We start from the raw sequence: 18445 nt of genomic DNA, 5'->3' as shown, positions 1-18445 counted from the left end.
GCGACAACAACATGAGATAATCTGCATGTCTCACACCATAGCACAACCCGCGACAAGCGCGTGTCGCCGGCGGCCTCGGCTCCCCTCCCTGAGGGGAGCTGGCCGCGAAGCGGACTGAGGGGAATACGACGGCACCCGTAACTCCCCTCAGCCTCACTGCGTTCGACAGCTCCCCTCAGAGAGGGAGCCAAAAAAGGTCTATAACGAGGCTGCCTCGATGAGCTGACGGGTGTAATCGGATTGGGGGTTGCCGAGCACTTCAGCGGTGGAACCCGTCTCTTCGAGACGCCCGTCATGGAGCACGAGGATGCGGTCGGCGATGTGCTGTACCACGCCGAGATCGTGGGAGACCATGATGATGGCGGTGCTCGGCCGGGCCGCGCGGATGGCGGCGAAGGTGTCGAGGATCTGAATGCGCGCGGCCACGTCGATGGCGCTCATCGGCTCATCGGCGAGGATCACTTTGGGCTCGTTGATGATAGCGCGGGCGATGACCACGCGCTGCGCCTGGCCGCCGGACAGGTCGATTGGGTACCGGTTCAGGAAGTCTGCCGGTTCAAGGCCTGCCATGGTCAGAGCCGCGGCCACTCGCTCGTCGATATCGGTGTTGTTCAGGTCACGCCGTTGCAGACTCAGCGGTTCAGCCACTGATTTGGCGACTCGCCAACGTGGGTCGAGCGAGGAGAACGGGTCCTGGAACACCAGTCCCGATTCGCGGCGCAGGGCCGCGAATCCCGGCGATTTTCGGCCGCCGACAATGGATTGGCTCTCGTATTCCACGCTGCCGGAGTCCGCGGATTCCAAGCCCAGCATAATGCGGGTCAGCGTGGATTTGCCGGATCCGGAGCCGCCGATCACGGCCAGACATTCGCCGGCGTGGACGTCGGCGGAGACGTCGAAGAGGACTTGGTGGCGTGCGGTGCGCGGGCCGAAGGATTTGGTGATGGAGTGGGCGGAGAGGAGCGGCACACTGCTGTTACTCATGCGAATCCTCCTTGGGGGTGTGGAGGGTGAGGGTTTGGGCGGCGGCGACCAGGCGCTGGGCTTGTGGTGTGGTCGGCGCGGCGAGCAGGTCGGCGGTGGGTCCGGATTCGACGATGCGGCCGGCGTCCAGCACGTAGCAGCGGGTGGTGGCACGCGCGAGTACGGAGAAATCGTGGGTGATGAACAGCATGGAGGCACCGGCGTCGTCCACCAGCGAGGTCAGCAGGTCCACGATCTGGCGTTGCGTGATGGAGTCGAGTGCGGTGGTGGGTTCGTCCGCGATGATGAATCGCGGTGAGGTGATCAGCGCCGTGGCGATGCCCACGCGCTGCTGTTGGCCGCCGGACAGTTCGTGCGGGTATTTGCCGGCCATATCGAGATCCAGCCCGACCTTGCTCAACAAGGCATTCACTCGGTCGGCTCGTTCGACCTTGGTCAGATCATAGTGCAACCGCAATGGCAAGGCGATCTGCTGCGCCACGGTCATCACCGGGTTCAGCGAGGCAGCCGGATTCTGGAACACCGCACCCACATACCGGCCGCGCAGGTCGGCAAGCGCACGTTCGGAAGCTCCGATAATTTCCGTGCTGCCCATATCAATCGACCCATTAGTCACAGCGGTCAGGGGCAGCAACCCCAGCATCGCCTTGGCAATCATAGATTTTCCGGAGCCTGAAGAACCGATCAAGCCGACTCGTTCACCGTCGGCAATGGTCATATCCGCATCAGAGACGATTGGTTTGCCGCCAATCGTGATTTTCAACCCGCGAACATCGACGCTCATCGTTCGCCTCCTATTTCACGTAATGCGGGGTTGGTGACCGGATCGATGGCATCGCGCAGCACATCACCAAAAATATTCAGCGCCACAACCACAACCGTGACGATCAGGCCGGGCCACACCACGGTTAATGGGAACACGTTGATGAGTTTGACCGAAGTGGCCAGAGAATGCCCCCAGCTCGGCACACCGGACGGCACACCGATACCGAGATAAGTGAGCCCCGACTCAGCCAACACCGCCGTGCCCGCCGACAATGACAGTTGCACAGCCAATACCGGCAGAATATTCGGCATAACATGGCTTATGAGCACACGCCACCCGCTGGCACCATTGGCCAAGGCCGATTCCACATACGACGAGCGGGCCGCCAGCAACGCTGCGGGGCGAGCCACACGAGCCAGATTCAACCCATATCCGAAGCCGCAGGCGATCACAATCACCGCGATTGACGCTCCCAACGGCACAGCCAGAATCAACGCAATCAACACGGTGGGAACGGAAATCAACGCATCAACTACCACTACCGAAGAACTGGCGAGCGCCGCATTGCGTGCCACCATGGCCGCGATGAGCAGCAGCCCCCAAGCCATAGATGCCACTACGGTCAGCAGCACGATCACAAGATTGGTATGTGAGCCGGCCAGCAGCCAGCTGAACACGTCCGCGCCGGTGCCGTCAGTGCCGAGCCAGTGCTCGGCGGACGGCTTGGCCCATACATGGTAGCCATCAGTGGCCCACAGCGATTGCGGGGTCCAGAACAGGGAAACGATGGCAATGAGCAACCACAGAGCGAGCACGATAAGTGCGAATTTGCCCTCGGCACGACGCCACATAGAGTGCAGGACGATGACGAAGGCAGCCCGTCGACCACCAGTCGTCGCACGACGAACATTGCTCATGCGGTCACCTCCGTAATGGCGGTAGCGGTTTTCAGACGCGGGTCGAGCACGCGGTGGAACAAATCGACCACGAGGCCGACAGTCAAAAAGAACGCGGCCAGCAGGAACAGCTCGCTTTGCACGGCAATCAGGTCGCGGTTGCCCACGTCGGTCACAAGACCGTTGCCGATGCCCGGTAACGCAAACAGGTTTTCGATGACCATCACGCCAGTGACCATCGAAGCGAAGGTCAGCCCGATAACAGACACCAGCTGCGGGGTTGCCAACCGCAATCCCACACGCAACACCGCCTGAGTGCGCGTCATGCCACACGAGCGTGCCATATCGATGTAGCCGGAACTGGCTAAATCCCCTAAGGCCGCGCGCGTGTATCGCATAAGCGATGCTCCCACGATGATGCCGACCGATACAGCCGGCAATACCAACGCTGATATCGCCGAACCGGGTGCGCCCCAACCATCCAGCGGGAACCCTTGCGAGGGAAACACATCAAGCAATCCTACGCCGCGCCCGAACAACAGAATCAGCAGCAGACCGCCCCACAACGCAGGTACGGCACCGCCGACAATAGCCAGTACATGAAACACCGCACGCACCGTTGCGCTGCGGGCCAGTACCGCCGCACAGCCCAGCGGCAAGCCGATGACCAAGGCGATGAGCAGGGCAAGAATAATCAGGGGAAAGGTGATGGACGCACGTGCGCCTACCAAGGAGGTTACGGAGCGACCAGTCAGGATTGAAGTGCCGAAGTCACCACGGGCCAGCGCACTCATCCAATCGAAGTATTGTGCAATCAATGGCCGATTCAGACCGAGTTGTTCGCGTAGCTGGGTCACACGCTCAGGCGGCGAGTTGACGCCGGCCATCACGGAGGCCACATCGCCAGGCAGAATGCGCAATGCTGCAAAAACCACCACGGACAGGCCGAACAACGCCACCACGAATAACGCCAGCCGTTTCAACACGAATCGCATAATGCCTACTTTACTTGGATTAACAATGAGCCCCCTCACTGAGGGAGCTCATTGCTGTAACGAACTACTTCGTGTAGGTCACGTTGTAGAGGGGCAGAACGGTCTGGTTGAGGTCGAAGGGGAATCCTTCAACGCCCTTGGCCGTGGCGGTGGTGATGCGGTAGTTGAACAGCCAGTCGGCCGGCGCATCCTCGGAGACAAGCTTGGCGGCCGCGGCGAACTTGGCATCACGCTCCTTGTCGGAGGTGGCGGCAACACCCTCGTTGTACAGCTTGGTCACATTCTTGTTGTCGTAACCGAAATAGTATGTCGGATCGGTCCACGATGCGAAGTCGTGGCTTTCGTTGTGGTCCACCAGCGAAATATCGAAGGTGTGGTTGGTGTACACATCCTGCAGCCACGTGGAGAACTCCACCACATTCACCTTCAGGTCGATGCCGAGGGGCTTGAGCTGGGAGCGCAGCTGGTCTCCGAGCTCGGTGCCGTAGATGTTGGCGTAGGTCAGCGTAAGTTGAAGCGGCTTGTCGGTGGAATAGCCGGCTTCAGCCATGAGCGACTTGGCCTTGTTCTGATCATACGGGTACAGATTCGTCAGATCCTCGTAGCCGGGGTCGAGAGACGGGATCGGGCCGCCGAGCGCCTTGTCCGCACCGCCGCGAGAGGCGATGAGCTCCTTGTGGTTGATGGCGTAACGGATGGCCTGACGAATGCGCTTGTCAGCCAGTTTGGAACCGGAAGCGTTGTTGAAGCCGAGCACGAACTTGTCGGTGCCGTTGCCGGCTTTGACCGTGTACTTGGCGGAATCGGACTTGAACGGTTCGGCGAGGTTCTCGGTAATCGGGGCGAGCACCTGCACGTCACCGGACTTCAGCGCATTGACCGCGGCGTTGTCGTCGGCCAGATACTTGACGACCACAGTGGGCGTCTTGGCCTTGTTCTTGCCCCAGTACTTCTCATTGGCCTTCAGCGTGATCGAGCTGTTTTCCACGAACTTGGCAACGGTGTAGGGGCCGGAGCCGACGGCCTGCGTCTTCAGGTCATACTTGGCATCCTTGTCGAACACGAGCCCTGCGCGACCGGTCAGGGTCCACAACAGGTTGGAGTTCGGCGTCTTGAGCGTGATCACCGCGGTGTCGGCGTCCTTGGCCTCCACCTTGCTGACGGCGGCGAGCGCGTCGGCGTCGTGGTAGCCCTTAGCGATCAGCTCGTTGATGGACCAGGCCACGTCCTCGGCGTCAAGTTTGTCGCCATTGGAGAAGGTCATGTTCTTATTGAGGTGGAAGGTGTAGGTCAGGCCGTCCTTGGACGTCTCCCAGCTGGAGGCGATGGCGGGAGCGACCTGGTTCTTGGAGTCACGTGCCACGATGCCTTCGTATACGTTGCCAATCAGGATCTGGTCAAGCGCGGAGCCGGCGGTGTTGCGGATGTCCAGATTGGTGGGGGCCAGTTTGAGGCCGATGGTCACGGTGTCGGCATATTGGTTGCTGGACGAGGCCGACTTGTCATCTTTCTTACCGCCGAAAGCGAGCGTGACGCCGATGACGACCGCCACTGCCACGATGACGGCAATCAGTGAGATCAGCCACCACTTCGGGCCGTTTTTTTTCGGATTCTTTGCACGCGAGGCAAGGCTCGCATCTGTGGTTGCGCCGTCTTCGATGTGCGCACCATTGTCTTGAGACATGGTTCTTCCTCTGTATATGTTGTGTTCTACGGTTGGCCGCCACGCTGGGTCGACCACCGCAGGCCATCATAGCCATGGGACTGTAGAATTGCGCATGAAATCCATCTTGAATCTGGAGGGTTATCATGCTGGTCGCCGTTGATATCGGCAATACGAACATCGTGCTGGGCTTTTTGGATGGCGATACCATCGCCGGCACCTACCGCATCACCACCAAAGCCAACCATACGTCTGATGAGTATGGGCTGTTTCTGACTGAATTCCTGAGAATGAGCGGTTTTCAGCCATCCGATGTGGACGATGTGATCATCTGTTCGGTGGTGCCGAAAGTGATGCACTCCTTCCGTTCGTCCATCGTCAAATTCCTCGACATTGATCCGATGGTGGTGGGACCGGGCATCAAGACCGGTATGAACGTGCGCGTTGACGATCCGAAATCGCTGGGTGCGGATATTCTGGCCGACTGCGCCGGTGCCTATTACGAGTATGGCGGCCCAGTGCTGGTGGCTGATTTCGGCACCGCCACCACGTTCACACACGTGAGCGACAAGGGCGTGGTCGATTCCGGCGTCATCACCACCGGCATCCGTGCCGGTGCGGCCGCTCTGTGGGGAGATACGGCCCAGCTGCCGGAAGTGGAAATTACGCGACCAGATACGATTCTGGGCACCAACACCAAGACCTGCATGCAGGCCGGTTTGTATTACACGTTCTTGGGCGGTGTGGAGCGCACGATTCGTCAGTTCCGCAAAGAGCTCGGAGGCGAGGATTTCAAGGTGATCACCACCGGTGGCCTCGGTCGAGTGTTTGAGAATGACACCGAGCTGATTGACGTGTATGACCCGGATTTGATTTTCAAGGGCATGGCGCACATCTACTCGCGCAATGTGAAGTGACGTAGTATGCAGGAATCGGCCGCGTATAGCGCGGTCGATTCCGATCCAACCCCGAATCCCTACTTAATCGTAAAGCCCTGATTGAGGCCGTATTCTCGGAGGTCTTTCTGCCATTGGGCCAGGCCGTCGGAGAGACTGACTCTCTTGCCGGGCTTCTCCAATGGTTCGAGCGGGTTGCCTTCCTTGTCCTTCATACCCATCTCAATGGCTTCCTGTCGCTGCTGATAGGCGTGGAAACTGCCGGACCACTCGTATGCCTGGCCCACCGTCGATTTGAAGTCACTGCGCGCATACACTTCGAACGGCAGATACTGGTATCCGACCGACACATCCTCGGCGGCCTCCGACAGTACACGGTTGAACTTCTGCCCGCCGAAATACGGGATTTCAATGCCCCGGTCATTGGTAATCGTGGTTTTATCCAAAAAATCAGCGGAATTCAGGGTGGCATAATCGGCCGGGAAAGCACCGCCATCCACACGCGCGCTAATGCCTTGGGCGTCATGCGCCACAAAGTCCACGAAACGATAAGCCGCATCCGGCTTACGGGTCAATTGCAGTACGGTCAGTGCCGACCCGCCGCTTTCGGCGTTGGTGGGCTGGCCATCATAGGTGGGCATGGGAGCCACGCGCCACAGACCGGCCGCGCCCGGCACATTGGACAGCAGCAGCGACGGCATCCAGGCTCCGGAGAATACGGAGGCGATGGTACCGGTGCCCACACGGCGCTTCCATCGGTCGGACCATGTGGCGGAGGTGGTGTCAACAAGCCCCTCATCGATCATTTTCTGCCAGAATTCGGTGAACCGTTGGGTGCCGGCGTCCTCATCCAAATCGATGGTCACGGTTTTGCCGTCGGCCGACGTGTGGAACGGCTGGCCGCCGGCGAGCCAGACCATGGCATCGTAAAAGCTGCCATCGCCCGAGTCGGCGGCGATGTACACGCCAATCTCCTTGAGCTTTTTGGCAGCCTCATAGTAGTCATCCCAAGTCTTGATCTTGGTGGCGTCCACGCCGGCTTGGCGGAACACGTCTTCGTTGTAGAAGAAGCCCATCGGGCCCGAATCCATGGGCAGCCCGTAGGTACGGCCGGCGAGCTGCACGGACGACCATGTGCCGAGGGTAAAGAAGTTGGAATAATCCGAGCCGATTTTGTCGGTCAGATCAAGCAATTGGCCGGAGACCGCGTACTGCAACAGTGCATAGTATTCGATTTGAGCCACGTCCGGCGTGCCGTAACCGTCCTGAATGGCGGTGTTGAGATTGCCATAGCCGGAGATGTTGGTCCATTTCACGCGGATGTCCGGATTGGCTTTTTCGAAACGGCGGATGACCTCGCCCATGCTCGGTTCCCAGCTCCATACGCTGATTTCCGTGCGGTTATCGGTGGTGGACTGCCCGCACGAGGCCAAGGATACGGAAAGGATGGCAGTCACTGCTATGGTTGCCATTCTTTTGATTCGCTGTCCGATCACTCGCATGGTGACGAGTGTACTAGGCGGGGCTTAAAACGGTAGAAGCCCCGTGACGGGATTCGTCACGAGGCTTTGTGTATCAGGTGAGATTAGCTAGGCAGTCTCAGCGAGGGTTCAAGGCTTACTTCACGGTGAAGCCCTGATCCTTGCCGTAATCCTGCAGTGCCTTCTGCCAAGCGGCGATACCGTCAGTCAGCTTCTGGTCGCCGGTGTAGGACTTGCCAAGGTAGTCGCCGAAGATGGTGCGGGCCTTGACCTCGTAGGGCAGGAACTGGTAGTCGGAGGACACGTTCTCAGCAGCCTGAGCCAGAACCTCGTTGTACTTCTGACCACCGAAGTAGTCAACGTCCTCGCCATCGGCGTTCTTCACAGTGGTGGTGTTCTTGAAGGAGTCGGACTCCATGGAGGCCTTGTCAGCCGGGAATGCACCGCCGGCCACACGGGTGGCCACGCCGTCGCCGTGGTTGGCGTACTCGATGAACTGGTAAGCAGCGTCAGCCTTCTTGGTGGAGGCGAGCACAGCCAGCGAAGAACCACCGTTCTCGGAGTTGGTGGTGGAGCCGTCAGCGGTCGGCATCTGGGTCACACGCCACTTGCCAGCGCCGTCAGCAGCGGAGTTGGCCAGGTTGGCAGGCATCCAAGCGCCAGTGAACAGGGAGGCGATGGTGCCGTCGACCATGCCCTTGAACCAGTCCTCAGACCAGCCAGCGGTCTTGGTGTCGAGCAGGCCCTCGTCCAGCAGCTTCTGCCAGAAGTCGGTGAAGGTCTTGACGCCCTTGTCCTCGGTCAGGTTGACGGTGACTTCGGAACCATCGGAAGAGGTCTGGAACGGCTTTGCACCGGCCAGCCAGGTCATGGAGTCGAAGAAGCCGGCGTCACCGGTGTCGGAGGTGATGTAGTAGTTGTCGCCCAGAGCGTGAATCTTCTTGGCGGCGTCGTAGTACTGATCCCAGGTCTTGATCTGCTCGGCGTCAACACCGGCCTTGTCGAAGACCTCCTTGTTGTAGAAGAAGGCCATTGGGCCGGAATCCATCGGCAGGCCGTAGACCTTGCCGGCGAACTGCACGGAAGCCCACGGGCCAGGGGTGTAGAAGTCGGAGTAGCCGGAGGTCTTGTCGGTGATGTCCAGCAGGTTGCCCTTGATGGCGTACTGCGGGATGGCGTAGTACTCAACCTGAGCGACGTCCGGAGCACCGGAGCCAGCCTCGATGGCGTTATCAAGCTGGGTGTATTCCTTGGTGTTGGTGCCGACGTTCTTGAGATCGACCTTGATGCCGGTCTTCTTGGTGAAGTCCTTGGCAACCTGGGTCAGCGTGGGCTCCCAAGCCCACACGGTGATTTCGGTAACGTCCTTATCTTGAGCCGGCTTGCCACTGGCGGTGTCGGAACCGCAGGCGGCAACGGAACCCAGCATGGCAACCGCACCGGTAAGTGCAATGGCCTTCTTAGCAACGGTGAACTTCATCGTTCTGTTCTCCTTCCTTGGATCGCCTTTCGGCGGTCTGCAGTGATTGTCACCACAACAGCATGGCAACTCTCCTCGTCGTCATGCTATCGTGAACCATCACTCTATGGTTCAGTAGTCACAAAACGGCTTTGTTTCGCCACTTTGTAGCTATGGTTGCGATAACATCTTTTATTATACACATTCTTCGGCAACACGCCATCTTGGTATCGCAATCCGCGCGCCACTGCTCCCATGGCATAAGAAAATCGGGCGCTCCGAAGAGTGCCCGACCCTGTTATCGCAACCTCCCGCTACAGAAACCACAGGAGGAAGTCTGCTGTGATTGCCGTTACTTCACCTGGTAGCCCTGCTGCTTGGCGTAATCTTGCAGGTCCTTCTGCCAGGAAGCCACGGCATCGGAGAGCGTGGTCTTGCCGGTGTAGGCATCGCCGGCGTAGTCGCCGAACTTGCCGCGAGCGTAGACCTCGAAGGGCAGGAACTTGTAGCCGGTGGACACATTGGCTGCGGCCTTGGCCAGCTCCTCGTTGAACTTCTGACCGCCGAAGTACTCGTGGGCCTTGCCGTCGGAGTCGGTCAGGGAGGTCATGTTGAGGAAGTCGTTGGACTTGAGGGTGTCGTTGTCGGCCGGGAAGGCACCGCCGTCAACACGGGTCTTAATGCCCTCGGCGTCGTGGCAGGCGTATTCCATGAACTTGTAGGCGGCGGCGACCTTGTCCTTGTCGTCGGACTTCACGATGGCCAGCGAGGAACCACCGTTCTCGGAGTTGGTCTCGGAGCCGTCTGCGGTCGGCATCTGGGCGATGCGCCACTTGCCGTCACCGTTCGGAGCGCCGGAAAGCAGGTTGTACGGCATCCAAGCGCCGGTCAGCAGGGATGCGATGGAGCCGTCATCCAGACCCTTGTTCCAATCGTCGGTCCAGCCGACGGTCTTGGTGTCGATGAGATCTTCGTCGATCATCTTCTGCCAGAAGTCGGTGAAGGTCTTGACGTTCTTGTCACCGGTCAGGTTGATGGTCACGGTCCCGCCGTCCTTGGAGGTCTCGAACGGGGTCGCGCCGGCCAGCCAGGTCATGGAGTCGAAGAAGCCGGCGTCACCGGAATCGGAGGTGATGTAGGAGTCCACGGCGCGAATCTTCTTGGCGGCCTCGTAGAAGTCGTCCCACGTGCGCACCTGAGTCGGATCGACGCCGGCCTTGTCGAAGACGCCCTTGTTGTAGAACCAGGCCATCGGGCCGGAATCCATCGGCAGGGCGTAGACGCCGTCATTGATGTTCACCGAGGACCACGTGCCCGGGGTGTAGAAGTCCTTGAAATCGGAGGCACCGAGATCGGAAAGGTTCTCGAGGTGGCCGCGAATCACGTATTCGGGCAGTGCGTAGTATTCGATCTGGGCGATGTCCGGAGCACCGGAGCCTGCCTCGATGGCATTGGACAGTGCGTTGTACTCGTCCTTGTTGGTGCCGGCGTTGGTCACCTTCACCTTAATGTTCGGGTTCTTGGCCTCGAATCCCTTGACCGTACGAGGCAGTGTGGAATCCCAGGACCACACGGTCAGCTCGACCTTCTTATCAGAGGAGCCGGTGCTTCCGCCATCCCCGGCAGAAGTGGAACCGCAGGCAGCTACAGAGGAGAGCATGGCCACAGCACCAATCAGGGCAATTGTCTTCTTGCCGAACTTCATCGTTCTTTCCTTCCTTGTTATTGGAAACGACGGGACTTGGCGTTTTGTTCCAAGTCTTGTATCGTTTTAAGAAACGGTACCACATGTTTTATGTTTACGCAAACACGACACGTCGCACCATGGTGACTAACCGCAAACCGAAGGAGATGCATCCCGCTCATGACCACTCACAACAGCCAGTATTCCGCCGAAACCACCCATCCCGACAAGCAGGAAAGCAGCCCGGCGCCGACCGCCGCCGGCACCACGGCCAGTAACGTCTCCACAACTGGCAACGCAACCACGCCGGACGCCAGCATCGCCCTCAACGCCGACGCCACTCCGGTAGCCGACGTTCCCCCGCGTCTGTTCGGCTCATTCGTAGAACATCTGGGCCGCTGCGTCTACGGCGGCATCTACGAGCCCAGCCATCCCACCGCCGACGAAAACGGCTTCCGCCAAGACGTGCTTGACCTGGTCAAGGAGCTGGGCGTCACCTGCGTGCGCTACCCCGGCGGCAATTTCGTATCCAACTACAACTGGGAAGACGGCATCGGTCCACGCGAGAATCGCCCCATGCGCCGCGACCTGGCCTGGCATTGCACCGAAACCAACGAGATGGGCATCGACGACTTCTACCGCTGGAGCCAGAAAGCCGGCACCGAAATCATGCTTGCCGTCAACATGGGCACCCGGGGGCTGAAAGCCGCGCTCGACGAGCTCGAGTATGTCAACGGCGCGCCCGGCACCGCTTGGGCGGATCAGCGCGTGGCCAACGGCATCGAGGAGCCGATGGATATCAAGATGTGGTGCATCGGCAACGAAATGGACGGCCCGTGGCAGGTGGGCCACATGAGCCCGGAAGAATATGCCGGCGCGGTGGATAAGGTGGCCCACGCCATGAAGCTCGCCGAGTCCGGTCTCGAACTCGTGGCCTGCGGTTCCTCGGGTGCCTATATGCCGACCTTCGGCACGTGGGAGAAGACCGTGCTCACCAAGGCTTACGAGAATCTCGACTTCGTCTCCTGCCATGCCTACTACTTCGACCGCGGCCATAAAACCCGGGCCGCCGCCTCCATGCAGGACTTCCTGGCCTCTTCCGAAGACATGACCAAGTTCATCGCCACCGTCTCGGACGCGGCCGATCAGGCGCGCGAAGCCAATAACGGCACCAAAGACATCGCCCTGTCCTTCGACGAATGGGGCGTATGGTATTCGGACAAGTGGAACGAGCAGGAAGACCAGTGGAAGGCGGAGGCCGCGCAGGGTTTGCACCACGAGCCATGGCCCAAGTCTCCACATTTGCTGGAAGACATCTACACCGCGGCCGACGCGGTGGTCGAAGGTTCCCTGATGATCACCCTGCTCAAGCACTGCGATCGCGTGCGTTCCGCCTCGCGCGCCCAGCTGGTCAACGTCATCGCCCCCATCATGGCCGAGGAACACGGCCCGGCATGGCGGCAGACCACGTTCTACCCGTTCGCCGAAGCCGCCCTTCACGCGCGCGGCCAGGCCTACGCTCCGGCCATCAGCTCCCCCACCATCCATACCGAGGCATACGGCGACGTGCCGGCCATCGACGCGGTAGTCACGTGGGATGAACAGGCCCGCACCGGTCTGCTGCTTGCCGTCAACCGCGACGCCAACACCCCGCACACGCTCACCATCGACCTTTCCGGGCTGCCCGGCCTGCCCGGTCTCGGCACGCTCGCGCTCGGCAAGGCGCAACTGTTGCATGAGGACGATCCGTACCGCACCAACACCGCCGAAGCGCCCGAAGCCGTCACGCCGCAACCGCTCGACATTGCGATGAACGCCACCGGCACCTGCACGGCAACGCTTCCCGCCATCTCCTGGATCAGCGTGGAATTCCACGGCTAAAAGACGGAGAGTCACGCCCGTACCAAGTACAGTCAAGTCCAATACGACCAGGGCCCGTCAATCACCATACGATTGACGGGCCTTGTCATTCACTTCGGATATTTCGAACCATGGATTCATCAGGCGCAGGCCAACGCCGGCGAGGACTCGCGCAGGGAGAGGCTATAGGGGGCCTCGATGGTTTGGGCAGGAGCGCGACTGCCGGATTCGACCTGTTGGATGATGGATTCGACGGCCAGTCGGGCGATGGCTTCCCTGCCGGGGTTAACGGTGGAAAGAGACGGCACCATGTAGGCCGATTCCTCCACGTCATCGAAGCCGATGACGCGAACATCATCCGGCACGGCAACGCCGCGTTCGCGCAGTTCACGCAGCACGCCCCACGCCAGCAAGTCATTCAAAGCGAACACGGCATCGAATTGCAGGCCACTCTCCAGCATGGTGTCCACCGCGGCCAAACCGTCGGCGCTCCCCCAGCCTTGGGTTTCGATAAGCAGACTGTCATCACAGGGGATGTCGCGCGCGGCCAGCGCCTCACGATATCCGTGGGTGCGGATGGAGCCCGACGAGAAATCGTGCTCGGGGTGGGGCACGGCACCGACTACGGCGATGCGGCGGCAACCGGCATCAAGCAGGTGATAAGTCGCGGCGGCGGCCCCTTCGCGATTGCGAATCACTACGTGCGGCGCGTTGACGCCGAACAAACGTTCACCCAACAGCACGAGCGGGTAATCGCCATCCAAAGCCGCGATATCGTCAACCGTCATCATCAGAGGGCTTAAGATGAGCCCGTCCGCGCTGTGCGTGCCCATCGATGCGATGCTTTCCAGCTCGCGGGCACGATTGTTGGTGGTGGATTCCACGATGACGCCGTAGCCATGTTGCCGGGCCTCGGCCAGAATATCCTCGGCGAGTTCGGAGAAGTACACCTGCCGCAGATCGGGAATGACCAGCTTGAGCAACCGGGTACGCCCGGAACGCAGGTTTCTGGCCGACGAGTTGACTTTGTATCCGAGCCTGTCGATGGCTTCCGCAATACGCGCGGCCATCGCCTCGCTCATATATGGCTGTTTGTTCAGAAAATTAGACACCGAGGCTACCGAAACACCGGCCTCATGGGCCACGTCCGCCATCGTCACTCTGTTTTTGCCTCGCACGGTGACCACCCTACCCGACTTTGCTGGAGATACGAAAACGACTCCCCTGCTACGATGAGCAGCAGGGGAGCCTTTCGGTAATTAGGCGCTATGCGCGGTTTTACAGCTTGACGACGAGTACGCCGTTGGGCTGGATGGCGGCCGTGTGCTCGGACTCGTTGACCTGGGCCAGCGAGGCGACCAGCGGTTCGCCTTCCACGTCCACGACCGCAACATCGTGGGTGCGGTTGAACAGGAACACGAAGTGGTTCTCGCCAGTTTCGTCCGCACGCTCGACGCGCAGCACTTCACCGCGATCGTCCTCAGCCGAAGTCTCGATGCCGAGTTCCTCCAGCAGCACGGGCAGGCTCTTGGCCAAACCCTCACGGCCGAGACGGGCACCGACGTATGCGGCCTTGCCGTCGCCGAAGTCGTTGACGGTGATGGCGGGAGCGCCGTCGAAACCGGTCCACTTATCTGCCTTGAAGGAGGCGACCACGTGAGCGGTATCGGCCACGGAGGTGATCACGTCGGCGAAATCGTGCGCCACGGTTCCGTTGTCCAAGTCAAGGTGGTCCATGGCACCGGGGAAGTCGTTGCCCATCGGGGCGAATTCCTCAACGCGCACACCCACCACGTCACGGATGGAACCGGGGTAGCCACCCAGCCAGACGTGATCCTTGTCGTCCACCAGACCGGTGTAGTAGGTCACGAACAGCTTGCCGCCGTTCGCCACATACTCGCGCACGCGGCGCGTGGTCTCTTCGGACAGGATGGTCAGGCTCGGCAGCACGACGGCTTCGTACTCGTCCCAAGGGCCGCGAACCGGCACCACGTCTGCAGTCAGACCGTTGTCCGCCAGCGCGCGGAACCACGCGAGCGGCTCGGTCCAATGGCGTACCTCCTGAGTAGGCGTGGCGGTGTGTTCCGTAGCCCACTGGGACTCGTAATCGAAGACGACGGCGACCTTGGACTTGACCAGCTTGGTGCTCAGCAGGCCCTCGTCAGCAAGCTTGTTGAGGTCGGCACCCAGCTCGCACACATCGCGGAAGATCTGGGAGTCGGGGCCCGCGTGAGGAACCATCGAAGAGTGCCACTTCTCGGCACCGGCCTTGGACTGGCGCCACTGGAAGTAGCAGATGGCGTCGGAGCCCATGGCCAAGTGGGCCAGGGAGTCGCGCACCAATTCGCCGGGCTCGACGCGATAGTTGATCGGGCGCCAATTGACGGCGGAGCTGGAGTGCTCCATGAGGAACCACGGATTCTTGCGGGCGATGCCGTCACATAGGGAGGCCGAGTAAGCCAGCTCGTCGAAGTGAGCTTCGCCAGGCGTGAAGTAGTGATCGTTGGACACGAAGTCCACGTCGTAACCCCACTTGTCGTAATCGATGCCGGCACCGCCGGCGGAGACCATGAAGTTGGTGGTCTGCGGCTTGGGGGCGATCTCGAGCAGGGCGTCGCGCTCGGCCTTGTAAAAGTCGAGCAGGGCGTCGGAGCTGAAGCGCTTCCAGTCAAGCAGCTTGCCCGGGTTCATGAAGTTGCCGTCGCCGATGAAGCGCGGCGGGATGATCTCGGAAAAATTGTTCATGCGCTGCGCCCAGAATGCGGTTCCCCAAGCGTCGTTGACAGCGTCGATGGTGCCGTACTTCTTCTCGCACCACTTCTGGAAGGCGCGCTCGGCGTCTTCGGAATAGTCGAAGCGGTTGTGGCAGCCGTACTCGTTGCTCACATGCCAAGAGACCACATAGGGGTTGTCCTTGTAGTGCTCGGCCATCTTGCGGCACAGGTTGAGCGCGTAGTCAAGGAAGACCGGGCTGGTGGCGCGCCAGTGCTGGCGGGCACCGGGCTGGCAGACGTCGCCGCGGTAGTCGACCCAGAGGATCTCCGGGTGGGCCTGGGTCATCCACATCGGCGGGGATGCGGTGCCGGAGGCGAGATCGACGGCGATGCCGGCCTTGCCGAGCTTGTCGATGACGCGATCGAGCCAATCGAAGTCGTACACGCCTTCTTCGGGCTCAAGCTTGGCCCAGGAGAAGATGGCTACGGAGACGAGGTTGACGCCGGCCTGCTGCATAAGCTCGATGTCTTCGTCCCAGACTTCCTCCGGCCACTGGTCGGGGTTGTAGTCGCCGCCGTACCAGATGCGGGGCTCGTTGCCCGCAAGAGGCTGCGGCCACTTGAACTCTTTACGTTCCATGATGATTCAGTTCCTTTATTGAATTTTATCGATAATCTGCGTCTACGGGAATAAATTCCTCACGTTGCACAGACACACAAGGAGGCACCTGCACAATTCTCAACAATGCGAATATCTGCATAGGTGCCTCCTTCTGTTAGTGGTTATGCGCCTTTATCTCGGCTCCCTCCACCAGAAGGGAGCCAAAGTACGCTCACTCCTTGACGGCGCCTGCGGCCAGGCCGGACTGCCAGTACTTCTGCAGGCACAAGAACGCGATGACCAAGGGGATGATCGTGATCAGGGAGCCCGTGATCACCAGGTTCTGGATCGCCTGGCCGCCGGCCGTGCTCGCCTGGTCCTTCCACTGGTTCAGGCCGATGGTCAGCGGGTACCAGTCCGCGTCCTTGAGCATGATCAACGGCAGGAAGTAGTTGTTCCACGTCGCCACGATCGTGAACAGGGCCGTCGTCACGATGCCCGGAGCCAACAACGGGAGGCTGATCTGCCAGAACGTGCGGAACTCGGAGGCACCGTCCACGCGGGCGGCCTCCAGCAGCTCCTGGGGCACGGCCTGCTCGCTGAAGATCCACATCAGGTACAAACCGAACGGGCTGATCAGCGACGGGATGATCATGGCCCACGGGGTGTTCGTCAGGCCCAATTTGGCGAACAGGAGGAACTGGGGAACCGCCAAAGCGATGCCCGGCACGCTGATCGCGCCGATGATGACCACGAACACCGCTTTGCGCCCCGGGAAGCGGAACTTGGCCAGAGCGTAGCCGCCCATGATCGCCAGCAGGGTCGCGCCGCCGGCGCCGACCACCACGTACAGGATCGTGTTGAACAGCCAGCGCGCGAAGATACCGTCCTGATAGGAGAACACCGTCGCGATGTTGTCGAACAGGGCGAACGTCTTGCCGAAGCCCAGGCCGAACGTACTGGTGAAGTCGGCCTGCGTCTTCGTCGCGTTGATCAAAAGGTAGACGAACGGGAACAGGCAGTACACGGCGAAGACCGCGCACAGGACGGTCAACAACGTGGAACGCCTCGGGTTGTTCACGTTCGCGAACCCGGCCTTCGCGCTGCGCCTGCGTTCGGCGGCCTCGTCGGCGGCGATCCTCTTCTGGCGGGCCTTCTCCGCCTTCCTGGCGGCCTTCTCCTGGGCCTTGAGCTCGGCGTCGGTCAGGCGACCGGCGGCCGAAGTCGTTGCTGCACTCATCACATACGCTCCTTCACGATCATCATCGATTCCTCAACACGAACAGCAGTAGTCGTCGTCACTTCATCTGCTCCTTGAGGCTGTTGAGCTGGACGATGTAGGCGATGGCCATGGTGATCACGGCCATCACGATCGCCAACGCGGCCGCGTAGTTCGACTGGTTGCCGGAGAAGCTCAGGTTGTACGCGTACATGTTCGGCGTGTAATACGTCGTGATCGCATTACCAGGAACCATGTTCTGCAAAATGCTCGGCTCGTTGAACAGCTGGAACGAGCCGATGATGCTGAAGATCACCGTGATCGCCAGGCTGCCGCGCAATTCGGGAAGCTTGATGCTCTTCACGATCTGCCACTCCGACGCGCCGTCGATGCTGGCCGCCTCGTACAGGGAATGCGGGATGGTCGACAGCGAGCTGTAGAAGATGAGCATGTTGTAGCCCGTGAACTCCCACGTCACGATGTTCCCGATACTGGCCAACAACACGCTGGGGGCGAGCACGTCGATGTCCGTGCCCAGGAAATCGTTCAACGAACCCACCAGGCCGTACTTCGCGCCATACACGAAACCCCAGATCAACGTCGACACCACCGCCGGCACCGCGTAGGGCAGGAACGTCGAGATACGGAAGAACCTCGTGCCATGCAGCTTCATCGAATCCAACGCCAGGGCCATCAAAGCCGACAGGCACAGCATGATCGGCACCTGCACGCACGTGAACAGGGCCACACGACCAACACTGCTCCAGAACTGGCCATCACCCAACAGGCGCGCGTAGTTCTCGAAGCCGACGAACTTGGTGCCGCCGATCATCTGCTTCTTGAAGAACGAAATATAAACGGCGTACACGATCGGCACGATGAACACGAACACGAACACCACCGCAAAAGGCCACATGAATTTCCATCCACGCCAATCGGCCTTGTGCTTATTCACACGAGCCTTGCCCGAATGCACGGGCGCAGCTGCGATATCGGCTGAAGCCATTCCCAACCCCTCTCCTTCGAAGGTTGACCAAAATGTTTGCGTTATCATCATAACACCATTTGTAACATTGTCCAATCGTGTTGAGTACCGTGTTGAATTAAGGGTTTCTCAGTCACTCTGCTACAATGGTCACGAAGACAACGATGTTATCGTTACCGTAAGCGGCCCTAAGATAAGCGTTGCAAACGAAACACCGACATTAATGAGTCAAGCGAGGGTGA

At 60.2% G+C, this 18445-nt stretch carries 14 protein-coding genes; 2 read left to right on the top strand and 12 right to left on the bottom strand.

Features of this window, described 5'->3' with window-relative positions; all coding sequences use genetic code 11:
• Positions 1-198: 198 nt before the first annotated feature.
• The 5 genes from BLLJ_RS02325 to BLLJ_RS02305 all read right to left on the bottom strand — a co-directional run bounded on the left by BLLJ_RS02325 (position 199) and on the right by BLLJ_RS02305 (position 5325).
• Complete coding sequence (locus tag BLLJ_RS02325; protein ID WP_008783136.1) at positions 199-984, bottom strand: ABC transporter ATP-binding protein; 786 nt, start codon at positions 982-984, stop codon at positions 199-201.
• Complete coding sequence (locus BLLJ_RS02320; protein ID WP_013582427.1) at positions 977-1768, bottom strand: ABC transporter ATP-binding protein; 792 nt, start codon at positions 1766-1768, stop codon at positions 977-979. The genes BLLJ_RS02325 and BLLJ_RS02320 overlap by 8 nt, the downstream gene beginning before the upstream one ends.
• Positions 1765-2667 carry an ABC transporter permease gene (locus BLLJ_RS02315; RefSeq protein WP_007057803.1) on the bottom strand — a complete coding sequence of 301 codons (903 nt, stop codon included), beginning with the start codon at positions 2665-2667 and terminating at the stop codon, positions 1765-1767. Before BLLJ_RS02315 ends, BLLJ_RS02320 begins: the two co-directional genes overlap by 4 nt.
• Positions 2664-3641, bottom strand: coding sequence for an ABC transporter permease (locus tag BLLJ_RS02310; RefSeq protein ID WP_008783137.1), 978 nt, complete (start codon positions 3639-3641; stop codon positions 2664-2666). Before BLLJ_RS02310 ends, BLLJ_RS02315 begins: the two co-directional genes overlap by 4 nt.
• Before the next feature lie 64 nt (positions 3642-3705).
• Positions 3706-5325, bottom strand: coding sequence for an ABC transporter substrate-binding protein (locus BLLJ_RS02305; protein WP_007053695.1), 1620 nt, complete (start codon positions 5323-5325; stop codon positions 3706-3708).
• Positions 5326-5450: 125 nt separating this feature from the next.
• Between BLLJ_RS02305 and BLLJ_RS02300 the strand changes: the two genes are divergently transcribed.
• Complete coding sequence (locus tag BLLJ_RS02300) at positions 5451-6221, top strand: type III pantothenate kinase (protein ID WP_007051273.1); 771 nt, start codon at positions 5451-5453, stop codon at positions 6219-6221.
• A gap of 59 nt (positions 6222-6280) precedes the next feature.
• Here the strand turns inward: BLLJ_RS02300 and BLLJ_RS02295 are convergent, their stop codons facing one another.
• The 3 genes from BLLJ_RS02295 to BLLJ_RS02285 form a co-directional block, all read right to left on the bottom strand.
• A complete protein-coding gene (locus BLLJ_RS02295) occupies positions 6281-7702 on the bottom strand; it encodes an ABC transporter substrate-binding protein (protein WP_032682473.1) in 1422 nt (473 codons plus the stop codon).
• 115 nt (positions 7703-7817) lie between these two features.
• A complete protein-coding gene (locus tag BLLJ_RS02290) occupies positions 7818-9161 on the bottom strand; it encodes an ABC transporter substrate-binding protein (RefSeq protein ID WP_007053697.1) in 1344 nt (447 codons plus the stop codon).
• Positions 9162-9492: 331 nt separating this feature from the next.
• The gene (locus BLLJ_RS02285; protein WP_013582425.1) at positions 9493-10845 is read right to left on the bottom strand and encodes an ABC transporter substrate-binding protein; all 1353 of its coding nucleotides are present in this window, start codon (positions 10843-10845) and stop codon (positions 9493-9495) included.
• A gap of 159 nt (positions 10846-11004) precedes the next feature.
• Here BLLJ_RS02285 and BLLJ_RS02280 point away from each other — a divergent pair, with 159 nt between their 5' ends.
• Complete coding sequence (locus BLLJ_RS02280; protein WP_013410312.1) at positions 11005-12705, top strand: alpha-N-arabinofuranosidase; 1701 nt, start codon at positions 11005-11007, stop codon at positions 12703-12705.
• A gap of 119 nt (positions 12706-12824) precedes the next feature.
• Here the strand turns inward: BLLJ_RS02280 and BLLJ_RS02275 are convergent, their stop codons facing one another.
• The 4 genes from BLLJ_RS02275 to BLLJ_RS02260 all read right to left on the bottom strand — a co-directional run bounded on the left by BLLJ_RS02275 (position 12825) and on the right by BLLJ_RS02260 (position 18224).
• On the bottom strand, positions 12825-13838 hold the full coding sequence (locus tag BLLJ_RS02275) for a LacI family DNA-binding transcriptional regulator (protein WP_013410313.1): 1014 nt from the start codon (positions 13836-13838) through the stop codon (positions 12825-12827).
• A 124-nt stretch (positions 13839-13962) separates the two neighbouring features.
• The gene (locus tag BLLJ_RS02270; RefSeq protein ID WP_013582423.1) at positions 13963-16038 is read right to left on the bottom strand and encodes a beta-galactosidase; all 2076 of its coding nucleotides are present in this window, start codon (positions 16036-16038) and stop codon (positions 13963-13965) included.
• Positions 16039-16231: 193 nt separating this feature from the next.
• Positions 16232-17239, bottom strand: a complete 1008-nt coding sequence (locus BLLJ_RS02265; RefSeq protein WP_032738944.1) for a carbohydrate ABC transporter permease — start codon at positions 17237-17239, stop codon at positions 16232-16234.
• Between the two features lie 58 nt (positions 17240-17297).
• Positions 17298-18224 (bottom strand): carbohydrate ABC transporter permease, encoded by a 927-nt coding sequence (locus tag BLLJ_RS02260; RefSeq protein ID WP_007051281.1) that lies wholly within the window; start codon positions 18222-18224, stop codon positions 17298-17300.
• Positions 18225-18445 lie beyond the last annotated feature (221 nt).

Origin of the sequence: Bifidobacterium longum subsp. longum JCM 1217 (genome assembly GCF_000196555.1) — a bacterium.
Classification (GTDB): domain Bacteria; phylum Actinomycetota; class Actinomycetes; order Actinomycetales; family Bifidobacteriaceae; genus Bifidobacterium; species Bifidobacterium longum.
This window is presented reverse-complemented; position numbering and strand designations above follow the sequence as displayed.

Coding starts and splice junctions, on each gene's coding strand:
- BLLJ_RS02325 (WP_008783136.1), bottom strand. CDS start 984: ATGAGTAACAGCAGTGTGCCGCTCCTCTCCGCCCACTCCATCACCAAA.
- BLLJ_RS02320 (WP_013582427.1), bottom strand. CDS start 1,768: ATGAGCGTCGATGTTCGCGGGTTGAAAATCACGATTGGCGGCAAACCA.
- BLLJ_RS02315 (WP_007057803.1), bottom strand. CDS start 2,667: ATGAGCAATGTTCGTCGTGCGACGACTGGTGGTCGACGGGCTGCCTTC.
- BLLJ_RS02310 (WP_008783137.1), bottom strand. CDS start 3,641: ATGCGATTCGTGTTGAAACGGCTGGCGTTATTCGTGGTGGCGTTGTTC.
- BLLJ_RS02305 (WP_007053695.1), bottom strand. CDS start 5,325: ATGTCTCAAGACAATGGTGCGCACATCGAAGACGGCGCAACCACAGAT.
- BLLJ_RS02300 (WP_007051273.1), top strand. CDS start 5,451: ATGCTGGTCGCCGTTGATATCGGCAATACGAACATCGTGCTGGGCTTT.
- BLLJ_RS02295 (WP_032682473.1), bottom strand. CDS start 7,702: ATGCGAGTGATCGGACAGCGAATCAAAAGAATGGCAACCATAGCAGTG.
- BLLJ_RS02290 (WP_007053697.1), bottom strand. CDS start 9,161: ATGAAGTTCACCGTTGCTAAGAAGGCCATTGCACTTACCGGTGCGGTT.
- BLLJ_RS02285 (WP_013582425.1), bottom strand. CDS start 10,845: ATGAAGTTCGGCAAGAAGACAATTGCCCTGATTGGTGCTGTGGCCATG.
- BLLJ_RS02280 (WP_013410312.1), top strand. CDS start 11,005: ATGACCACTCACAACAGCCAGTATTCCGCCGAAACCACCCATCCCGAC.
- BLLJ_RS02275 (WP_013410313.1), bottom strand. CDS start 13,838: ATGGCGGACGTGGCCCATGAGGCCGGTGTTTCGGTAGCCTCGGTGTCT.
- BLLJ_RS02270 (WP_013582423.1), bottom strand. CDS start 16,038: ATGGAACGTAAAGAGTTCAAGTGGCCGCAGCCTCTTGCGGGCAACGAG.
- BLLJ_RS02265 (WP_032738944.1), bottom strand. CDS start 17,239: ATGAGTGCAGCAACGACTTCGGCCGCCGGTCGCCTGACCGACGCCGAG.
- BLLJ_RS02260 (WP_007051281.1), bottom strand. CDS start 18,224: ATGGCTTCAGCCGATATCGCAGCTGCGCCCGTGCATTCGGGCAAGGCT.